The organism is Aquabacterium sp. (genome assembly GCF_036279675.1).
In the GTDB taxonomy this organism is placed as follows: Bacteria; Pseudomonadota; Gammaproteobacteria; order Burkholderiales; family Burkholderiaceae_C; genus Aquabacterium.
The window spans coordinates 48,202-66,289 of sequence record NZ_DASUIS010000056.1; the positions used below are offsets into that span (position 1 = coordinate 48,202).

Genomic DNA, 18,088 nt, shown 5'->3' on the forward strand with positions numbered 1-18,088 from the left:
GATGTCTTTTGAAACCTGCATGGGGCGTGTGCGTGGCGTGCGCCGTGTTCTGGGGGCCGCCTTGCTGGCCTTGGCATGGGCGGGGTCTCAGCCTGCGTGGGCCGGGCGAGCCTGTGAGGCGCAGCCGCTCAAGTTGTCTGCTGTCACGAGCGGTCTGGCGCTGGCGGAGCGTACCGTCAAACAGCTGGATGCATCGGGTGCCAAAGTGGTGGTGCTGGCGCGCGCTGGTCAGAACCTGCGCGAATACGGCTTGCGCTATTCGCACCTCGGCCTGGCCTACAAGGATGGCGACACCTGGCGGGTGCTGCACAAGCTCAACCAGTGCGGCACGGACAAGGCCTCCGTTTACCGTGAGGGCATTGGTGACTTCTTTCTGGACACGCCTTTCGAGTACCTGGCCGGTATCGTGCCTTTGAGTCCGGATGCCCAGCAGAAGCTATGGCCCTTGCTGAAGAACCCGGCACCCGTGGCCGGCATCCACACACGCGCCTACAGCATGGTGGCCTACCCCTGGTCGCAGACGTATCAACAGAGCAACCAATGGGCGGTAGAGACCATCGCCGTGGCCATGGGGGCCGATCAGATCAGTCGCGAGTCGGCGCAGGATTGGCTCAAGGCGCATGACTACGCGCCGACCGAACTGCATCTGTCCACATTGACGCGTCTGGGGGCTCGCATGACAGCGGCCAATGTGAGCTTTGATGATCACCCCGGCTACCTCAGGTTTACCGGACGCATTCGTACCGCCACGGTGGACTCGGTCTTTGCGTGGTTGCAACGTACCGGCCTGGGTGGCGCGGAATGGGTGGTTCGTTAACCCCATTTGTGCCTGCACGGGCAGCTGATTTGTTGTCCAATGGACGCCATTCAATCCGAGAGGGCCTCACCGTGAGTGAAAGCAGCAACCCATCTGCTGGGATCCAGCACGCGCCGCAGGGCAGCCAGACGGGGCAGTTTGCCTTGTTGTCGCAGCGGCGATTTGCGCCGTTCTTCTTCACCCAGTTTCTGGGTGCGGCCAATGACAACCTGTTCAAGTTTGCCTTCACGGTGCTGGTGACGTATCAGCTGCAGATCAGCTGGCTGGAGCCGAAGATGGCGGGCCTGGTGATTGGCGCCCTGTTCATCCTGCCGTTCGTGCTGCTGTCGGCCACGGCAGGGCAGTGGGCGGACAAGTACGACAAGGCCGTCATCATGCGGGGCGTCAAGCTGCTGGAGATCGGGGTGATGGTGCTGGCAGGCTTCGGCTTCTGGATGCAGATCGTGCCTTTGCTGCTGGCCTGCGTGTTCCTGATGGGTTTGCACTCGACGCTGTTCGGGCCGGTGAAGTACGCCTACCTGCCCCAGCACCTCAGCGAGCGCGAGCTCACCGGCGGCAATGGCATGGTCGAGATGGGCACCTTCGTGGCCATTTTGCTGGGCAATGTGGGGGGCGGCCTGATGATGGGCATCCCCGAGACTGGCGTGCACTGGGTCGCAGGCAGCTGTTTCGCCGTGGCCTTCATTGGCTGGCTGGTGGCCTTGCGCATCCCGGCTTCGCCCTCGTCGGATCCCCATCTGAAGTTGAACTGGAACCCGGCATCGGAGACCTGGCGCAACCTCAAGCTGGCGGCCGAGTACCCCAGCGTGTTCCGATCGCTGCTGGGTATTTCGTGGATGTGGTTCTTCGGTGCGGTGTTCCTGTCCCAGTTCCCGTCTTTTGCCAAAGAGGTGCTGGGCGGCAATACCGAAGTGGCCTCGCTGTTGCTGGTGGTGTTCTCGGTGGGCATCGCCACAGGCTCGCTGCTGTGTGAAACCTTCTCGCACCGCCATGTCGAAATCGGTCTGGTGCCCATTGGCGCCGTGGGCATGAGCGTGTTTGCGTTTGATCTGTACCTGGCCACGCAGCATCTGTCGCATGCACCGGGTGCGGCCTTGATGACGGTGGGCGAGTTCGTGGCACGCCATGAACACTGGCGTGTGATGGCCGATCTGGCCTTGCTGGCTTTCAGCGCGGGCCTGTACAGCGTGCCGATGTACGCCCTGATCCAGCTGCGTGCCAAGCCCAGCCACCGCGCCCGCATCATCGCAGCCAACAACATCCTCAACGCCTTGTTCATGATCGTGAGCAGCCTGATGGCCGGCGCCTTGCTGGGTCATGGCTTCTCCATTCCGCAGGTGTTTGCGGCCACAGCCCTGCTCAACGTGGTCGTGGTGGGTTATGTGTTCTGGCTGATGCCCGAGTACATCGTGCGCCTGGTCATGCTGTTCGTGACCCGCATCGTCTACCGCCTCAAGGTGCGTGGTGACGAGAACCTGCCTACCGACGGTGCTGCCATCCTCGTGTGCAACCACGTGAGCTTCGTGGACGCCGTGATCCTGGGTGTGTGCAGCCCGCGCCCCATGATCTTCCTGATGGACCACCGCATCTTCAAGACGCCCGGCATGGGCTGGTTCTTCCGCGCGGTCAAGGCCATTCCGATCGCGCCACAGAAGGAAGATCCGCAAGCCTACGAGCGTGCCTTCGAACGCGCTCGGCAGGTGCTCAACGAAGGTGAGTTGCTGTGCCTGTTCCCCGAAGGGGCCATCACCAAGAATGGTCAGATGCAGCCGTTCAAGCCGGGCATCATGAAGATCCTGGAAACCAATCCGGTGCCAGTGATCCCGTCTGCGTTGCACAACCTCTGGGGCTCGACCTTCTCGCGCATTGAAGGTGCGGCGATGTCCAAGCCCTTGCGCCGTGGCTTGTTCAACCGCATCGGCCTCGTGGTGGGCGAGCCGATTGCGCCTCAGGACGTGACGCCTGAGGGGCTGCAGGTGAAGGTGCAGGCCTTGCTGGACCAACCTTCTCCCTGAGGCAACTGCGTGGCGACGGGTGCGCCGGATCAGCGGCCACATCAGATCAGGCTGCTCGGGCAGCGGCGTTTTGCGCCGTTTTTCTGGACGGTGTTTCTGGGTGCCGTCAACGATAACCTGTTGAAGTTCGCCGTTGTCCTGATCCTGACCTATCAGGTCAACGTGCCCTGGTTGCCGCCAGAAGTGGTGGGCCCGGTGCTGGGGGCCTTGTTCATCCTGCCGTCCGTGCTTTTGTCTGCCACGGCCGGTCAGTGGGCGGATCGCTCCGATCTGGCCGCTTTGATGCGCCTGGCCAAGGGGGCAGAGGTGCTCATGATGTTGCTGGCCGCCTGGGCGCTGTGGACGAAACATGTGCCGATGCTGTTGCTGAGCGTGCTCCTGTCAGGCGTGCACGTGACCTTGTTTTCCACGGTCAAGTACGCCTATGTGCCTCGGCATCTGGCCGCCAGCGAGCTCACGGGTGGCAATGGCCTGCTGGAGATGGGCACGTTCACGGCGATCTTGCTCGGCACGGTCTGTGGGGGGGTGCTGGTGGCACCGCAGTGGGGTGGCACCGTCGCCTTGATGGCCGCCATCGTGCTGCTGGCCGTGATGGGCCTGTTGGCCGTACAGGGTGTGCCCGCGACGCCGGCCGTCTCGCCTGGCTTGCGCATCAACTGGAACCCCCTTGCGGAAACCTGGCGCAACCTGGATCGCATCCACCACGACCGGGTGCTGTTCATGTGCCTGCTCGGCATCTCGTGGATGTGGTGTTTCGGGGCCTTCTTTCTGGGCATGTTCCCGGTGTTGAGCAAGACGGTGCTGCACGCGAGCGAGGACATCGCTTCCTTGCTGCTGGTGCTGACTTCTCTGGGTGTGGCGACTGGCGCCTTGCTGTGCGAGTGCTTGACTCGGGCCCGCGATGGCGACGAGCCTGAACTCGGTCTGGTGCTGGTGGGGGCCCTTGGCATGGGTGTGTTCGGCCTGGACATCGCCTGGGTGGTGCACGGCATCTCGATGGATCCGGGCATGGCGTCCGTTCAAGCCTATTCGGTGCTGGATTTCATGGCCAGGCCTTTGCACTGGCGTGGCCTGGCCGACCAGATGCTCATGTCGGTGTCGATCGGCTTGTTCAGCGTGCCCTTGTACGCCCAGATGCAATACCGCGCGGAGCCAGCCAGGCGCGCCCGGATTGTCGCGGCCAACAACATCCTCAACGCCGTTTTCATCCTGCTGAGCGCCTTGTTGACCTGGTTGCTGTCGGCCCTGGGGCTGGGCGTGGGGGGCATTTTCGCGTCAGCCGTTTTGTTGCACGGCTTTGTCATGGTGATGACGGTGCGGTGGCAGCCGCTGTTGTGGTCTCAGACCGTGGCCTGGTTGCGACGCTGGCGCTGGCGCTCGCCTGAATGAGGTGGCGGTCTGCGCCTTGCTTGCCACGACAATGGCGGGGTCCGCGGCGCCAGGATGCCGCACCTCCAACGCCATAGACCTTCAAAAATGGATAGCTTGCTCACACGCGCGGGTTGGGCCCGCGTTGTTCCGTTTGCCCTGTTCATGGTGCTGCTGGCCGTGCGCGGTTACCTGCCCCAGGACAACGCCTGGCTGGATCCTCGCTGGGTCTACGGGATTTCGGTGTTGATCGTGGGGGCGAGCATCGCGTTCTTCTGGCGCGAATACAGCGAACTGGCAGCGAATTCGCGGTTGACCTTCACGCAGGCTGTTGTCGCCGTGGTGGTGGGCCTGGTGGTCTTCAAGCTGTGGATCCTGCTGACCGAGCCATGGATGATGCTGGGGAGGCCCACGGCGAGCTTCAGGCCCGTTGATCCGGATGGCCAGCTGCAGTGGGGGCTGGTGACCGTACGGTGGATAGGGGCGGCCTTGCTGGTGCCGGTGATGGAAGAGCTTTTCTGGCGTTCATTCCTGATGCGCTGGATCGACAATCCCGACTTCGAGAAGGTGGATCCGGCCGAAGCCTCGCCCAAGGCCATGGTCCTGTCCACCCTGGTGTTCATGCTGGCGCACACACAGTGGCTGGGGGCCATCGTGGCGGGCCTGGCCTACGCGGGCCTGTATCGCTACACCCGTTCCTTGTGGGCGGCCATCCTGGCGCACGCGGTCACCAATGGTGTGCTGGGTATCTGGGTGGTCGTGTACGGCAACTGGCAGTTCTGGTGATGCTGCTCTGGAGGATGGTTGAGCCATGAGTCTTGCGCGTGGTACGGGTGGGTGGTTGATGCGCGCCTTCGTGTTGCTGGTGGCGCTGGGGGTGGCCTTCCTGTGGGCCAACCTGTCGGACAACCCGGAACGGCGTCCGGTCCTGGCCTTGTTGCAGTACCTGCCTTACCCCGTGTATCTGGGGCCGACGGTACTGGCGGTGATCATGTCTTTCTGGCTGACCTGGCCATGGCGGGTGCTGTCGGCGGCCACCTTGGCGGTGGTGCTGATCTTCGTCATGGGCTTGTGCATCGGGCAGGCTGACGAGGGCTACGGCCGCGTCCGCTTCATGACCTACAACGCCAAGGCCTATTACGCCAGCCTGAGGCCACATGGTTTTGACGAACTCGCCATGGAAATCATGCAGCACGACCCGGACGTGCTGGTGATGCAGGATTCAGCCGAGATGGTTCGCATGCAGCAGAACCGGCCCGAGATGTTCCATGCGATCGTGGGAGATCGTCACACCTACGGTTATGGTCAGTACCTCATTGCCAGCCGCTTTCCGCTCAAGGATTGTGGTCCAGGCTGGATCCCGTTCAATCAGCAGATGCACAGCTTTGCGCACTGCGTCTTGCAGGCGCACGGTCAGGAAATCGATCTGGTGACGGTGCACTTCGTTACCCCGCGCGAGGGGCTGAACGCCACGCGGCGTGAGGGGCTCAAGGGCCTGGGGGCCTGGAGCGAAAACATGAACAACCGCATGGGGCAAGCCGGCTTGCTGGCCGAGCAGATGCGGCAGTTCAAGCCCACGCGGCCACGCATTGTGGCCGGCGACCTGAACGCCCCCGAGTCTTCTGCCGTGGTCAAGACCTTGCTGCACACCGGGTTGCGCGACGCTTTCTCGTCAGCTGGATTTGGCTATGGCTACACGCACGGTCACTCGCTCAAGCCGGGGCTGTCCCTGCTGCGCATCGACCACATTCTCGTCAGCGACAGCATTGGTGTGGTGGACGCCGACGTGGGGGGCAAGATTGCCTCAGAACACCGCCCGGTGATCGCGGATCTGCTGCTCGTCAAGCAATGATGCGACTGATCCGTCGGTCAGGCTAGAAGAGATCTCTCAGGCGTTGAAAGAGGGCTTTGGCACTTGACTTGAACGCCTGCCATTGATGCCAGGCTCGGCTGGATTTGACCCGTGTCAGCACGCGGTCCTTGAAGGCCATCCACTTGCCAAAGGCACGCGCGAACCAGGCCAGCTTCATGAGCGTGGGCTGGGTGAGCATGAACAGGCGCGCCGAGATGGCCGTGCCCCCCAGCTTGGCCACAATGATGAGGCCGATGCCCAGCGCGGTGTGACCATGCCCCAGCCAGTAGAGCGCCAGCAGCTTGACCGGCAGCAGGGTCAGCAGCGGTACGGCAAACAGGGCCAGGGCCGCATAAGGGGGTAGGGCGCGGATGCGGCCCTCTATCCATCTCAGGCCGGGCAGGCGGCCAAACCACGCGACGATGGCGGCCAGGTATTCCCAGCCCCATTCTTCGAACAGCAGCACCAGCGCGATGAGCCAGATGCCCACCGTGGTGATGATGCGGCCCAGAGCGGCCATCAATGTGTTCAGCCCGCGTTTGATCACGGCCAACATGTTGTCAAGCATGTTGGCAGTATGGCGTCTGGCTGTGAAGTTTTGTTGCGCCGCGCCGCGTCAGGCAACTGAATCAGACGCCGCGTGCGCGATCCGACGCAAACTGCTTCTGGAACTCGCCAAAACGACCTGCATCCAGCGCATCACGCACTTCCTGCATCAGGTTGAGGTAGTAGTGCAGGTTGTGGATGGTGGTCAGCATGGGGCCGAGCATTTCACCGCAGCGATCCAGATGGTGCAAGTAAGCGCGGCTGAAGTTCTGGCAAGTGTGGCAGGTGCAGGTTTCGTCGATGGGGCGCTCGTCGGCCTTGTAGCGGCTGTTGCGCAGGCGCAGGTCACCAAAGCGCGTGAACAGGTGGCCATTGCGCGCATTGCGCGTGGGCATCACGCAGTCGAACATGTCGACACCCGTGGCCACGCCGGCGATCAGGTCTTCCGGTGTGCCCACGCCCATCAGGTAGCGTGGCTTGTTGGCGGGCAGCTTGGGTGTGATGTGGTTCATCACGCGCAGCATCTCGTCCTTGGGTTCACCCACGCTCACCCCACCGATGGCATAGCCAGGCAGGTTCAGGTCGACCAGGCCGGCCAGAGACTCTTCGCGCAGATTGGGGAACATGCCACCTTGCACGATGCCGAACAGGGCGTTGGGGTTCTGCAGCTTGTCGAACTCGGTGATGCAGCGCTTGGCCCAGCGCAGGCTCAGTTCCATCGACAGGCGGGCTTCCTTTTCGGTGGTGATGTGGCCCAGCGACTTGTCGCCCTTCCAGTAGGGCGTGCACTCGTCGAACTGCATGACGATGTCGGAGTTCAGGATGGTCTGGATCTGCATGCTGATCTCGGGCGTCAGGAACAGCTTGTCGCCGTTGACGGGCGAGGCAAAGCGCACGCCTTCTTCGCTGATCTTGCGCATCTCGCCCAGCGACCAGACCTGGAAGCCGCCCGAGTCCGTCAGGATGGGCTTGTGCCAGTTCTCGAATTTATGCAGGCCACCGAACTGCTTCATGATGTCCAGGCTAGGGCGCATCCACAGGTGGAAGGTGTTGCCCAGGATGATCTGTGCGCCCATTTCTTCGAGCGAGCGGGGCATCACGCCCTTGACCGTGCCATAAGTGCCCACCGGCATGAAGATGGGGGTCTGCACCACGCCGTGGTTGAGTGTGAGGCGGCCGCGTCGGGCTTCGCCTTCTGTCTTGATGAGGTCGAATGTCAGCATGGTCAGGTGTGAGGTCAGGTGCGCATCGTCAGGCCATCGCGGCCGTGGTGCGTCGGGCGTTGAGCCGCTCCAGCAGGCGTTCGCTGCGGAAAGGCTTGGACAGGACTTCAAGGCCCGATGCGCTCAGGCGGGCGATCTCGGCAGGGTCGGTGTCACCCGAGATGATCAGGGTCTGGAGGTTCTTGCCGTGCGCGCGCATGTGCACGCCCAGCGTTTGCACGAGGTGCAGGCCATTGATGCCAGGCAGGCGGTAGTCGGTGATCAGCGTATCAGGCAGATCCTCGTCTTCGCTGTTTTCCATGATGGTGGGCAGCTCATCGAGCAGCGATTCGCCATCGGGCCATGAGCGGGTACGGGCGCCCCAGCTGTGCAGCATCTCGCCAATGGCGCGGCGCAGCAGCATGTCGTCTTCCACCAGCCAGATCACGCGGCCGGTCAGCGGTTGGGAGGGCGCCTCCACCACTTCCGCGCGCTTGTGGGCGACGAGGTTGAGCGGCAGCTCGATGGCAAAGCAGGAGCCACGGCCCACGCGCGATTTGACCGAGACTTGCTCGCCCAGGATGGAGGCCGTGCGACGCACGATGGCCAGGCCCAGGCCGATGCCGCGATTGCGGTCGCGCGCCGAGTTGCCGACCTGGTAGAACTCTTCGAAGATGCGGTCGAGCTGATCCGGGGCGATGCCGATGCCGGTGTCCCAGACCTCGATGCGCAGGCGGTGTTTGCCACGGCGGCGCGCGGCCACCAGCACGCCGCCACTGTGCGTGTAGCGGATGGCATTGGCCACGAGGTTGCGCAGCACGCTGTGCAGCAGCATGGGGTCGGTCAGCACCATCAGCTGTGAGCCATGGGGCCCGCGTGGCAGCCTGAAGCGCAGGCGCAGGCCCTTGCTGTCGGCGGCGCTCTTTTCGTGCACACGCACAGCCTGGAAGACGTCGTGCAGCCCGACGGACTGGAATTCGGGCTTGACGGCGCCGGCGTCCAGCTTGGAGATGTCGAGCAGGCCCACGAGCAGCGACTCCATCGAGGCAACGGCTTCGTCCAGCATGTTGGTCAGGTCCTTGACCTCGGGCTCCTTGGCCTGTTGGCGCAAGAGGCTGACCAGCAGCCCGATGGCCGCGGTGGGCTGGCGCAGGTCATGGCTGGCAGCGGCCAGAAAGCGCGTCTTGGACTGGTTGGCGGCCTCCAGCGCGCGGGTGCGTTCTGCCACCCGTTCTTCCAGCGTGATGTTCATGCGCTCGGCCAGGTTCATGGCTTCGATGAACTTGCTCATCAGCGTGAGCGCGAAGCCCAGGAAGATGATGGGCACGCAGTAGGGCGTCCAGTACAGCGCGGTCACGTCCAGATACGGCGTGAGGAAGAGGTAATCGTGCGCCACGCTGATGAAGGTGCCGACCGGGCCCAGCGTCATGGCGATGGCCTCGAGCCAGTGGCGCGTCCAGGCGGTCAGCACCACGCGCACCACCACCAGGATGCCGCAGACCATGAGGATGGGATAGGCCACCAGGCGCAAGGTGTCCAGGTAAGGGGTACCCATGGCCAGCAGGCCGATCACAGGGAAGCCAAAGCCCATGAAACGCAAGGGCCACAGCAGCTTCTTGAGCGAGATGTTGGCGTAGCTCAGGCCGAACAGGGCGACGTAATAGGTGCTCACCGCCTGCGCGGCGAAGAAGAACCAGTCCACCACGGGCGCGGGCCAGCTGATGGTCTCGACAAAGTACAGCGCATTGCGGCCGCACATGACCAGCATCAGACAGCCGAAGTAGCCGAAGATCACATCGCGCGGTCGGGCGCGCCAGGCCAGCAACAGAAACAGGGCCATGCCGGCCACGGACATGTTGAGCGTCTGGGGCAGATCGACCGTGAGGCCCACCCAGCGGTCAAAGTCGTCGCGCATGTCGCTCAGCGGGCCGGCCTGCATCGGGGCGATGCCGGGCTTGCGGAAGGGGTTCATGCGCACATCGATTTCGATGTCGTTGTCACCCGCCAGCAGCACATTGACGGGCAGCTCCACCAGATAGGGCAGGGTCGCCATGCTGGTGATGGCGTGGCCTTCCATGTGCCGGGTGCTGAGCTGGATGCCGTTGACCGTGACGCGGTGATTGCCAGGCAGGCGATCGATGCGCAGGGCCCATGGCACCACGGGTGAGCGTGGCATGTACAGACGCGCCCTGTAGCAACCGACAGCCGGTGGCTTGATGTTCAGCGAACGCCAGTCATCAGGCAGCCTGACCGTGCGGCCTTCCTGCTGTTCGGCGCAGGTGCCAGGCGACAGGGTGGCCTGGTCCATGATGAAGGTCGGCTCTGCCCAGGCAGAACCGGCCAGCCACAGCGAGAACCCGATCAGCCAGGTCAGCAAGCGTCTGAGCCCGGATGCTGCAAGGAGGTCAAGGTTTCTGCCCATGATTTGATTTTTATCTCTGGATCAGCATGGCGTCGCCGTAGCTGAAGAAGCGGTATCGCTGTGCAATCGCATGTTGATACAACTGTCGGACATGCTCGTAGCCTGCCAGTGCGCTGACCAACATCATCAGGGTGCTCTTGGGCAGGTGGAAGTTCGTGACCAGCACATCCACCACCTTGAACTGGAATCCCGGGGTGATGAAGATGGTGGTGTCACGGCTGCCGGCCTGCAGGATATGCCCTGCAGGGGCGTCCAGGGCGGCGGACTCCAGTGCGCGCAAGGTCGTGGTGCCCACCGACACCACACGGCCACCGGCTGCCTTGGTGGCCTCGATGGCGGCCACGGTGGATTCGGGCACGTTGAACCACTCGCTGTGCATTTTGTGCTCGGCCAGATTGTCTGTGCGTACAGGCTGGAATGTCCCTGCGCCCACATGCAACGTCACTTCGGCGGTGCGGATGCCCCGGGCTTCCAGCTTGCTCAGCACGCCCTCGTCAAAGTGCAGGGCGGCGGTCGGGGCCGCCACGGCGCCAGGCTGAGAAGCGAACACGGTCTGATAGCGCCGCACGTCATCCGCGTCATCGGCGTGCGTGATGTAGGGGGGCAGGGGCACATGGCCGTGCTGTTCCAGCAAGACGAGCGGATCGTCCTCGAAACGCAGGTGGAACATGCCGTCGTCGGGCCCGCAGCGCCCCAGCACCTCGGCGTTGAAGGCTTCGGCGAACCTCAGCTTGCTGCCGGGTTTGGGCGATTTGCTGGCGCGCAGATGGGCCCATACCTCATGGCCGGGCAAGACGCGCTCGACCAGCGCTTCGACCGCGCCGCCGGTGGCCTTGTGGCCGTACAGGCGCGCCTTGATCACGCGGGTGTTGTTGAAGACCAGCAGATCGCCGGGCTGCAGCAGATCGGGCAGGTCTCGGAAAACGCGGTCTACGGGGGTGGGGCCTCGGCCATCCAGCAGTCGGGAAGCGCTGCGTTCGGCTGCTGGGTGCTGGGCGATCAGTTCGGGCGGCAGCTCGAAATCGAAATCGCTCAGGGAATAGGAAGGAGAGATGGTCATGCCATTGAGGGACGGACGAGTCCCGTGCCAAGGAAACCCGATATTGTCACCCCAAGCGAGGGGCGCTGTGTGACTCGCCCATTGGAGTGAGGGGGCTGCCCTGTGCGAACACGGCACAATCGGTGCCTGTCAGTTTTCCGGGCCGGGGAGGCCATCGTGGCGCAATCTGCGTCTGCCAGCAGCAAGTCCAGCAAGCAGGAACCGAATGCGTCCACCGATGGGCGTGCGGCAGCGCCTGCGCGCTCGGCGCCACAGAAGGCCATGGACAAGCTGGGCCTGGTGCGTGACATCGATCTGGCCCTGCACCTGCCGCTGCGCTACGAAGATGAAACCCGCCTGACCCTGTTGCGCGATGCCCGCGATGGGCAGACCGTGCAGATCGAGGGGGTGGTATCGGACAACCGCATCGAAGCGCGAGGGCGCCGCCAGTTGATCGTGCGGCTCGATGATGGCACCGGTGAGGTCCTGTTGCGCTTCCTGAACTTTTACGGTTCGCAACAAAAGAGCTGGGCGCCCGGCGTGCGTTTGCGCGTGCGTGGCGAGCTGCGCCATGGTTTTTGGGGCCGCGAGATGGTGCACCCGACCGTGCGCATCGTCAGCGACAACACGCCGCTGGCGGCGTCGCTCACGCCCGTCTACCCGACCAGTGCCGGTCTGCCTCAAGCTTACCTGCGCAAGGCCGTGGCCTCCGCCTTGACCCGGGCACCGCTGGAAGAGCTGATCCCGCCTGAACTGCTGCCGGGCCGCTGGCCACGCCTGCGCGAGGCGCTGGATTTCCTGCACCACCCCTCGCCTGAGGTGTCCCTTGTGGCGCTGGAGGACCACAGCCACCCCGCCTGGCAACGCCTGAAGTTTGAAGAGCTGCTGGCACAGCAGGTGTCGCAGATGAAGGCGCGCGCCGAGCGGGCGCACCTGAAGGCGCCCGTATTGAGCGCAACTCCCCAAGGGCTTCGAGACCGCCTGCTGGGCGTGCTGCCCTTCGAGCTGACCGGGGCCCAGCGCAAGGTGTGCGAAGAAATCGCGCAGGACCTGCGCAAGCCCCAGCCCATGCATCGATTGCTGCAAGGCGACGTGGGTTCGGGCAAGACCGTGGTCGCGGCCCTGGCCGCCGCCGTGGCCATGGATGCCGGCTGGCAGTGTGCGCTGATGGCCCCCACCGAGATCCTGGCCGAGCAGCACTTCCGCAAGCTGGTGGGTTGGCTGGAACCTTTGGGCATCAAGGTGGCCTGGCTCACGGGCAGCCTCAAGGCCAAAGCCAAACGCGAACAGATCGCGGCAGTGGCCTCGGGCGAGGCGCAGCTGGTGGTGGGCACCCATGCGGTGATCCAGGATCAGGTCACCTTCTCGCGACTGGGCCTGGCCTTGATCGACGAGCAACACCGCTTCGGCGTGGCCCAGCGCCTGCAACTGCGTCGCAAGCTGGAGAGCAGCGAGCTGGATCCGCATCTGCTGATGATGAGCGCCACACCCATCCCCCGCACGCTGGCCATGACCTATCTGGCCGATCTGGAGGTCAGCACCATCGACGAGTTGCCGCCCGGCCGCACGCCCATCGTCACCAAGGTGTTTGCGGACACGCGCCGCCCGGAAGTGATCGAGCGCATCCGCGATGAGGTGGCGCGAGGGCGTCAGGTCTACTGGGTCTGCCCCTTGATCGACGAAACCGAAGACAGCGACCAGGCGGCTGACGAGGCAGCCGGGCGCGCCAGCAACCGTCGCCCGCCGCTGGACCTGAGCAACGTCACGCAGACTCATCAGGAGCTCGGCGAATCGCTGGTGGGCTTTGGCGTGGGGCTGCTGCACGGGCGCTTGCCTGCCGCCGAGAAAGCAGACGTGATGGGTCGCTTTGCCAGCGGCGAGTTGTCCGTACTGGTGGCCACCACGGTGATCGAAGTGGGCGTGGACGTCCCCAATGCCAGCCTGATGGTGATCGAGCACGCCGAGCGTTTCGGCCTGAGCCAGTTGCACCAGTTGCGTGGTCGGGTGGGGCGGGGTGCCGTGGCCAGCGTGTGTGTGCTGCTCTATGCCTCGCCCTTGTCCGACTCGGGCAAGCAACGCCTCAAGGCCATGGCCGAGACCACGGACGGCTTCGAGATCGCGCGCCGGGATCTGGAAATCCGTGGCCCGGGCGAATTCATGGGCTCACGCCAGTCCGGCGCGGCCTTGTTGCGTTTTGCCGACTTGAACGAGGACCAGGGCCTGGTGGCCCGGGCGCGCCAGGTGGCCGAGACCATGCTGCGTGATCACCCCGAAGCCGCGCAAAGACACGTAGCCCGCTGGCTGGGACAGAAATCCGAATACCTCAAGGCCTGACCGGGTACTACGCGCCTCGCGCAGATCAAGCACAATCTGCAGCATGACCCTGACCGAACTTCGCTACATCGTGGCCGTTGCGCGTGAACGCCATTTCGGGCGCGCTGCAGAGGCCTGTTTCGTGTCGCAGCCGACCTTGTCCGTGGCCGTCAAGAAGCTGGAAGACGAACTCGACGTGAAGCTGTTCGAGCGCGGGAGTTCCGAGATCAGCGTCACGCCGCTGGGCGAAGAAATCGTGCGGCAGGCGCAGGCCGTGCTCGAGCAGGCCCAGGCCATCAAGGAAATCGCCAAGCGTGGCAAGGACCCTCTGGCGGGCGCCTTGCGTCTGGGTGTGATCTACACGATCGGGCCTTACCTGCTGCCGGATCTGGTTCGGTCGGCCATTGCCCGCGTGCCGCAGATGCCCTTGATGCTGCAGGAGAACTTCACTGTCAAGCTGCTGGAGATGCTGCGTGCGGGCGAGCTCGATTGCGCCATCCTGGCCGAGCCTTTCATGGACACCAACCTGGCCATGGCCCCCCTGTACGACGAGCCCTTCATGGTGGCCGTGCCGCGCGCGCATCCCCTGGCGCAACGCGATCGCATCAGTGCGGAAGAACTCAAGCGCGAGACCATGCTGCTGCTGGGGGCCGGCCACTGCTTCCGTGATCATGTGCTGGAGGTTTGCCCCGAATTTGCGCGCTTCTCAAGTGATGCAGAAGGCATTCGCAAAAGCTTCGAAGGCTCCTCGCTGGAGACCATCAAGCACATGGTGGCCGCCGGCATGGGCGTGACCGTGGTGCCGATCCTGTCCGTGCCGCGCGAGCCGCATCCTCACCTGGTGTTCGTGCCGTTCGAGGACCCGGTCCCGACGCGCCGCGTGGTGCTGGCCTGGCGCCGCAGCTTCACGCGTTATGAGGCCATTGCCGCCTTGCGCAACGCCATCTACGCCTGCCCGCTGGAGGGCGTGACGCGCCTGTCGGCCTGATGCATTTGGCGTGAGGCCGCTCAGGCGGCCGGTTTGATTTCAGGCTGATGTGGCTCGAAGCAGTCCACCACCGTGAAGTACAGGGATGCGTAGAACGAGGCGGCCACCCACATGCTGGCCGTCATCATCAGCACGCTGACCAGCATGGGCACCGGCAGGATGGCGGCGATCGCTGTGGCCAGCAGCGCCACGCCGCACAGCACACCAAACCAGCCCAGACCGAACACCAGGAACGCACCCAGGTTGCGCCAGCTGGCCATCAGGCTGAAGAACAGCGCCTTGGCCACGGGCATGTGGGCCCACAGGATCAGCGCCGGGGCATGCAGAAAGAACAAGGTCACAGGCAAGGTCAGCACCAGCTCCAGCAGCAGTACCTGCTGAACAAGTGGTTCACCGAGCATGTCGCCGATGTCCTTGGATTTGCTCTTGATGTCGTCCAGCAAGGCGGGGTCAGGGCCCAGCAAGGTGGCCACGCTCACGGCGGCCAGCATGGCCAGACCATAGGCCGCACCCAGGAGGATGAAGGCCTTGCGCGTGGGGGCATCCGTCTTGAAGGGCTCCAGCATGACGGTCGGGGTGACCATCTGCCCGGTCAGGACGCGACGCGTGCCCAGCATGAAGCCCATCCAGATGGCTGGTGCCAGGCAGGTGGCCAAGGCCACGCCAACGTCTTCCAGCAAAGCCGTCAGCAAGGTCGCCACCATGAAGGACAAGCCCAGCAGGCCGATATAGCCCAGCGGTTGCTGGCGGCAGGCCAGCATGCCTTGGCGAATCCACACCAGGCCCTGAGAGGCCTTGACCAGTTTGAGTTTCATGTTCAGGCCGCAGTGCTGCGCTGGTAGGACCAGGGCTTGTTGCGGCGCAGGGTCAGAACCCGCTCGAAATGGGTGGGGTCGTGGGGTTGAAGCATGGCGGCATCGCGGGGCAGGTAGAAGTCCCACAGGCGCGAGGTCCAGAAGCGCAGGGCGGCGGAGCGCAGCAGCGAAGGCAGCAGCACGAGCTCGTCGTCGGTCAGACGGCGTTGGGCGTCGTAGGCGGCCACGAAGGCCTGGGCGCGAACGGGGTCGAGCTCGCCCGTGGCCAGGTCGATGCACCAGTCATTGAGGCACACGGCGATGTCGAAGCCGAAGGTGTCGCAGCCGGCAAAGTAGAAGTCGAAGAAGCCCGACAGCACCGGGCCATCGAACATCACGTTGTCGCGGAACAGGTCGGCGTGGATGGGCCCGCGGGGCAGGGCCTTGAAGCTGGCCGAATCGGCGAGCGATTGCTGGAATGCCAGCTCCGACTGGATCAGCGAGGATTGAGCCGCGTTCAGATGGGGGAGCACGACCGGCACGGTCTCTGTCCACCAGGCCAAGCCACGCAGATTGGGTTGCTGATGCGGATAGTCCTGGCCAGCCTCGTGCATGCGGGCCAGCATGGCGCCCACCTGCGCGCAGTCCGCAGCCTGCGGTGCCAGCTGGTTGCGGCCTTTCAGGCGCGTCACCACGGCGGCGGGCTTGCCTTTGAGCGTGTGCAGGATGTCGCCTTGTGCGTTGGCCTGTGGCGCAGGTACCGGGATGCCCCGGTTGGCCAGGTGGTGCATCAGGTTCAGGTAGAAGGGCAACTGCTCGAAACTCAGTCGCTCGAACAGGGTGAGCACGTAGTCGCCCTTGTCCGAACTGACGAAGTAGTTCGTGTTCTCGATGCCGGAGGCACACCCTTGCATGGATTGCAGGGTGCCCAGATCCAGGTCGGACAGCAGTCCAGCCGCTTCTTGCGGGGACACTTCAGTGAAAACGGCCATGTGACAGGTCAAGCATCGAAAGGACAGGTTCCCACGCTACAAAACGGTGCACCGGGGCCAAAAAACCGCAACCAGATGTTGCGATCACTCATGGCTTAGGCGTAAACCCTCAGGCTTCGGGGGAAGACGAGCGTGTGATTGTAGGAGTCGCTGTGGCAGACTCCGCAGGATATTGAAAACCCCGTCCCACTGTTTCATGGGGGACGTGCATTTTTCCTATAACGAGGAACCGGTTCCGAATCATGAGCACTTCAGCCCCGAGCAAGATTTCCAAGCCCCTGTCCATGCTGGTTGCAGCGTCGTCTCTGGTGAGCCTGTCGGCCATGGCCCAGATGCGTGAGAGCAGCCCCTTGGGAGTTTACGGTGGTGGTACCTTCGGCGTCGGCGTCGCACAGTGGCCTGAAAGCGACTCCACCATCAGCGACCGCGCCGTGTTCAGCGGCAAGTTCTTCGGTGGCAAGCGCCTGACCCCTGGCCTGGCAGCTGAAATCAACTACCTGTTCTTCGGTGGTCTGGATCGTGCCAACGATTCCGCCAAGGCGGCGGCCACCAATGTGGCTTCGCTGCGTCAGAAAGAGCGCGCCATCACCCTGAACATCAACTGGGAAGTCGAACTCCTCAACGACTTCACCAACCAGTTGCGTTTCGGCTGGGCCCGCACCCGCAAGGATCAGACGATCACCCACGCCGACGGCTCGATCGAGCGCAAGGTCACCTATGACGGCGCCCCCTATTTCGGTGCTGGTATCGCCTTCCAGGCCACACGTGAAGTCAAGATGCTGTCGAACTTCGACTACATCGTCAACGGCCACGAGAGCTACTACCTGTTCAGCATCGGCGCATCTGCCGAATTCTGATGAGCCGTGCGGGGCCAGGTGATCTGGCCCCACAATTCGGGGCATGAACGCCCCGGATTCCACCTCTCCTTCGCCTGAGTCGTCGCTGCCCGTCCTGCTGCTGGTAGACGGGTCCAGCTACCTCTATCGCGCATTCCACGCCATGCCCGACCTGCGCGGGCCCAACGGCGAGCCGACTGGCGCCATGCACGGCGTGGTCAACATGATGGGATGGTTGCGTGAGCACATTGGCGCCGAGCACGCCGTGTGTGTGTTTGACGCCAAAGGCCCGACGTTCCGCGACGAGTGGTACCCCGAGTACAAGGCACACCGCCCGTCGATGCCGGACGACCTGCGTTCGCAGATCGAACCCATCCACGAGGTGGTCAAGCTGCTGGGCTGGCCGGTACTGGAAGTGCCGGGCATCGAAGCTGACGACGCCATCGGCACACTGGCACGAGTGGCCGCGGTCTCAGGCCATCGGGTCGTCATCTCGACGGGCGACAAGGACCTGGCTCAACTGGTCAACCCGCAGGTGTCCTTGATCAACACCATGGCCAAGCCGCCCGAGGTGCTGGACATCCCCGGTGTGCAGGCCAAGTTCGGCGTGCCGCCAGAGCGCATCATCGATTACCTGACCCTGATTGGTGACGCCGTGGACAACGTGCCCGGCGTCGAGAAGGTAGGCCCCAAGACCGCCGTGAAATGGCTGGCCGAGTACGACACGCTCGAAGGCGTGATGGCCGCAGCGGACAGCATCAAGGGCGTGGTGGGTGAGAACCTGCGCAAGGCCCTGGACTGGTTGCCGCAAGGCCGCCGCCTCATCACGGTCAAGCTGGATTGCGACCTCACCGGGCATGTGCCCGAGTGGCCATCGCTGGATGCCCTGGCACTGAAGGCGCCT

The 18,088-nt window shown here is 63.9% G+C and carries 15 protein-coding genes; 9 read left to right on the plus strand and 6 right to left on the minus strand.

Going from position 1 to position 18,088, the window contains the following annotated elements:
• The first annotated feature begins 1 nt into the window (after position 1).
• The 5 genes from VFW93_RS06830 (at position 2) to VFW93_RS06850 (ending at position 6,052) form a co-directional block, all read left to right on the plus strand.
• Entirely contained in the window at positions 2-817 is an 816-nt protein-coding gene (locus VFW93_RS06830) for a DUF2145 domain-containing protein (protein WP_329693238.1), read from the plus strand.
• A gap of 71 nt (positions 818-888) precedes the next feature.
• Entirely contained in the window at positions 889-2,832 is a 1,944-nt protein-coding gene (locus tag VFW93_RS06835) for an MFS transporter (RefSeq protein ID WP_414639609.1), read from the plus strand.
• Positions 2,833-2,841: 9 nt separating this feature from the next.
• The gene (locus VFW93_RS06840) at positions 2,842-4,221 is read left to right on the plus strand and encodes an MFS transporter (RefSeq protein WP_329693239.1); all 1,380 of its coding nucleotides are present in this window, start codon (positions 2,842-2,844) and stop codon (positions 4,219-4,221) included.
• A gap of 87 nt (positions 4,222-4,308) precedes the next feature.
• The gene (locus VFW93_RS06845) at positions 4,309-4,986 is read left to right on the plus strand and encodes a CAAX prenyl protease-related protein (protein WP_329693240.1); all 678 of its coding nucleotides are present in this window, start codon (positions 4,309-4,311) and stop codon (positions 4,984-4,986) included.
• A gap of 25 nt (positions 4,987-5,011) precedes the next feature.
• Complete coding sequence (locus VFW93_RS06850; protein WP_329693241.1) at positions 5,012-6,052, plus strand: endonuclease/exonuclease/phosphatase family protein; 1,041 nt, start codon at positions 5,012-5,014, stop codon at positions 6,050-6,052.
• Positions 6,053-6,074: 22 nt separating this feature from the next.
• Here the strand turns inward: VFW93_RS06850 and VFW93_RS06855 are convergent, their stop codons facing one another.
• The 4 genes from VFW93_RS06855 to queA all read right to left on the minus strand — a co-directional run bounded on the left by VFW93_RS06855 (position 6,075) and on the right by queA (position 11,282).
• On the minus strand, positions 6,075-6,620 hold the full coding sequence (locus tag VFW93_RS06855) for a hypothetical protein (RefSeq protein WP_329693242.1): 546 nt from the start codon (positions 6,618-6,620) through the stop codon (positions 6,075-6,077).
• A 61-nt stretch (positions 6,621-6,681) separates the two neighbouring features.
• Positions 6,682-7,821, minus strand: coding sequence for a tRNA guanosine(34) transglycosylase Tgt (gene tgt / locus VFW93_RS06860; RefSeq protein WP_329693243.1), 1,140 nt, complete (start codon positions 7,819-7,821; stop codon positions 6,682-6,684).
• Positions 7,822-7,849: 28 nt separating this feature from the next.
• A complete protein-coding gene (locus VFW93_RS06865) occupies positions 7,850-10,222 on the minus strand; it encodes a hybrid sensor histidine kinase/response regulator (protein ID WP_329693244.1) in 2,373 nt (790 codons plus the stop codon).
• A gap of 10 nt (positions 10,223-10,232) precedes the next feature.
• A complete protein-coding gene (gene queA / locus VFW93_RS06870) occupies positions 10,233-11,282 on the minus strand; it encodes a tRNA preQ1(34) S-adenosylmethionine ribosyltransferase-isomerase QueA (protein WP_329693245.1) in 1,050 nt (349 codons plus the stop codon).
• Between the two features lie 153 nt (positions 11,283-11,435).
• Between queA and recG the strand changes: the two genes are divergently transcribed.
• Together recG and VFW93_RS06880 are read left to right on the plus strand one after the other, a co-directional pair.
• A complete protein-coding gene (recG, locus tag VFW93_RS06875) occupies positions 11,436-13,595 on the plus strand; it encodes an ATP-dependent DNA helicase RecG (protein WP_414639611.1) in 2,160 nt (719 codons plus the stop codon).
• 43 nt (positions 13,596-13,638) lie between these two features.
• Positions 13,639-14,562, plus strand: a complete 924-nt coding sequence (locus tag VFW93_RS06880; protein ID WP_329693247.1) for a LysR substrate-binding domain-containing protein — start codon at positions 13,639-13,641, stop codon at positions 14,560-14,562.
• 20 nt (positions 14,563-14,582) lie between these two features.
• Here the strand turns inward: VFW93_RS06880 and VFW93_RS06885 are convergent, their stop codons facing one another.
• Positions 14,583-15,377, minus strand: a complete 795-nt coding sequence (locus tag VFW93_RS06885) for a BPSS1780 family membrane protein (protein WP_329693248.1) — start codon at positions 15,375-15,377, stop codon at positions 14,583-14,585.
• A gap of 2 nt (positions 15,378-15,379) precedes the next feature.
• The gene (locus tag VFW93_RS06890; protein ID WP_329693249.1) at positions 15,380-16,348 is read right to left on the minus strand and encodes a homoserine kinase; all 969 of its coding nucleotides are present in this window, start codon (positions 16,346-16,348) and stop codon (positions 15,380-15,382) included.
• A gap of 242 nt (positions 16,349-16,590) precedes the next feature.
• Between VFW93_RS06890 and VFW93_RS06895 the strand changes: the two genes are divergently transcribed.
• A complete protein-coding gene (locus tag VFW93_RS06895) occupies positions 16,591-17,205 on the plus strand; it encodes an outer membrane beta-barrel protein (protein ID WP_329693250.1) in 615 nt (204 codons plus the stop codon).
• 43 nt (positions 17,206-17,248) lie between these two features.
• A partial coding sequence (locus tag VFW93_RS06900) for a 5'-3' exonuclease (RefSeq protein ID WP_329693251.1) occupies positions 17,249-18,088 on the plus strand: 840 nt, incomplete at its 3' end.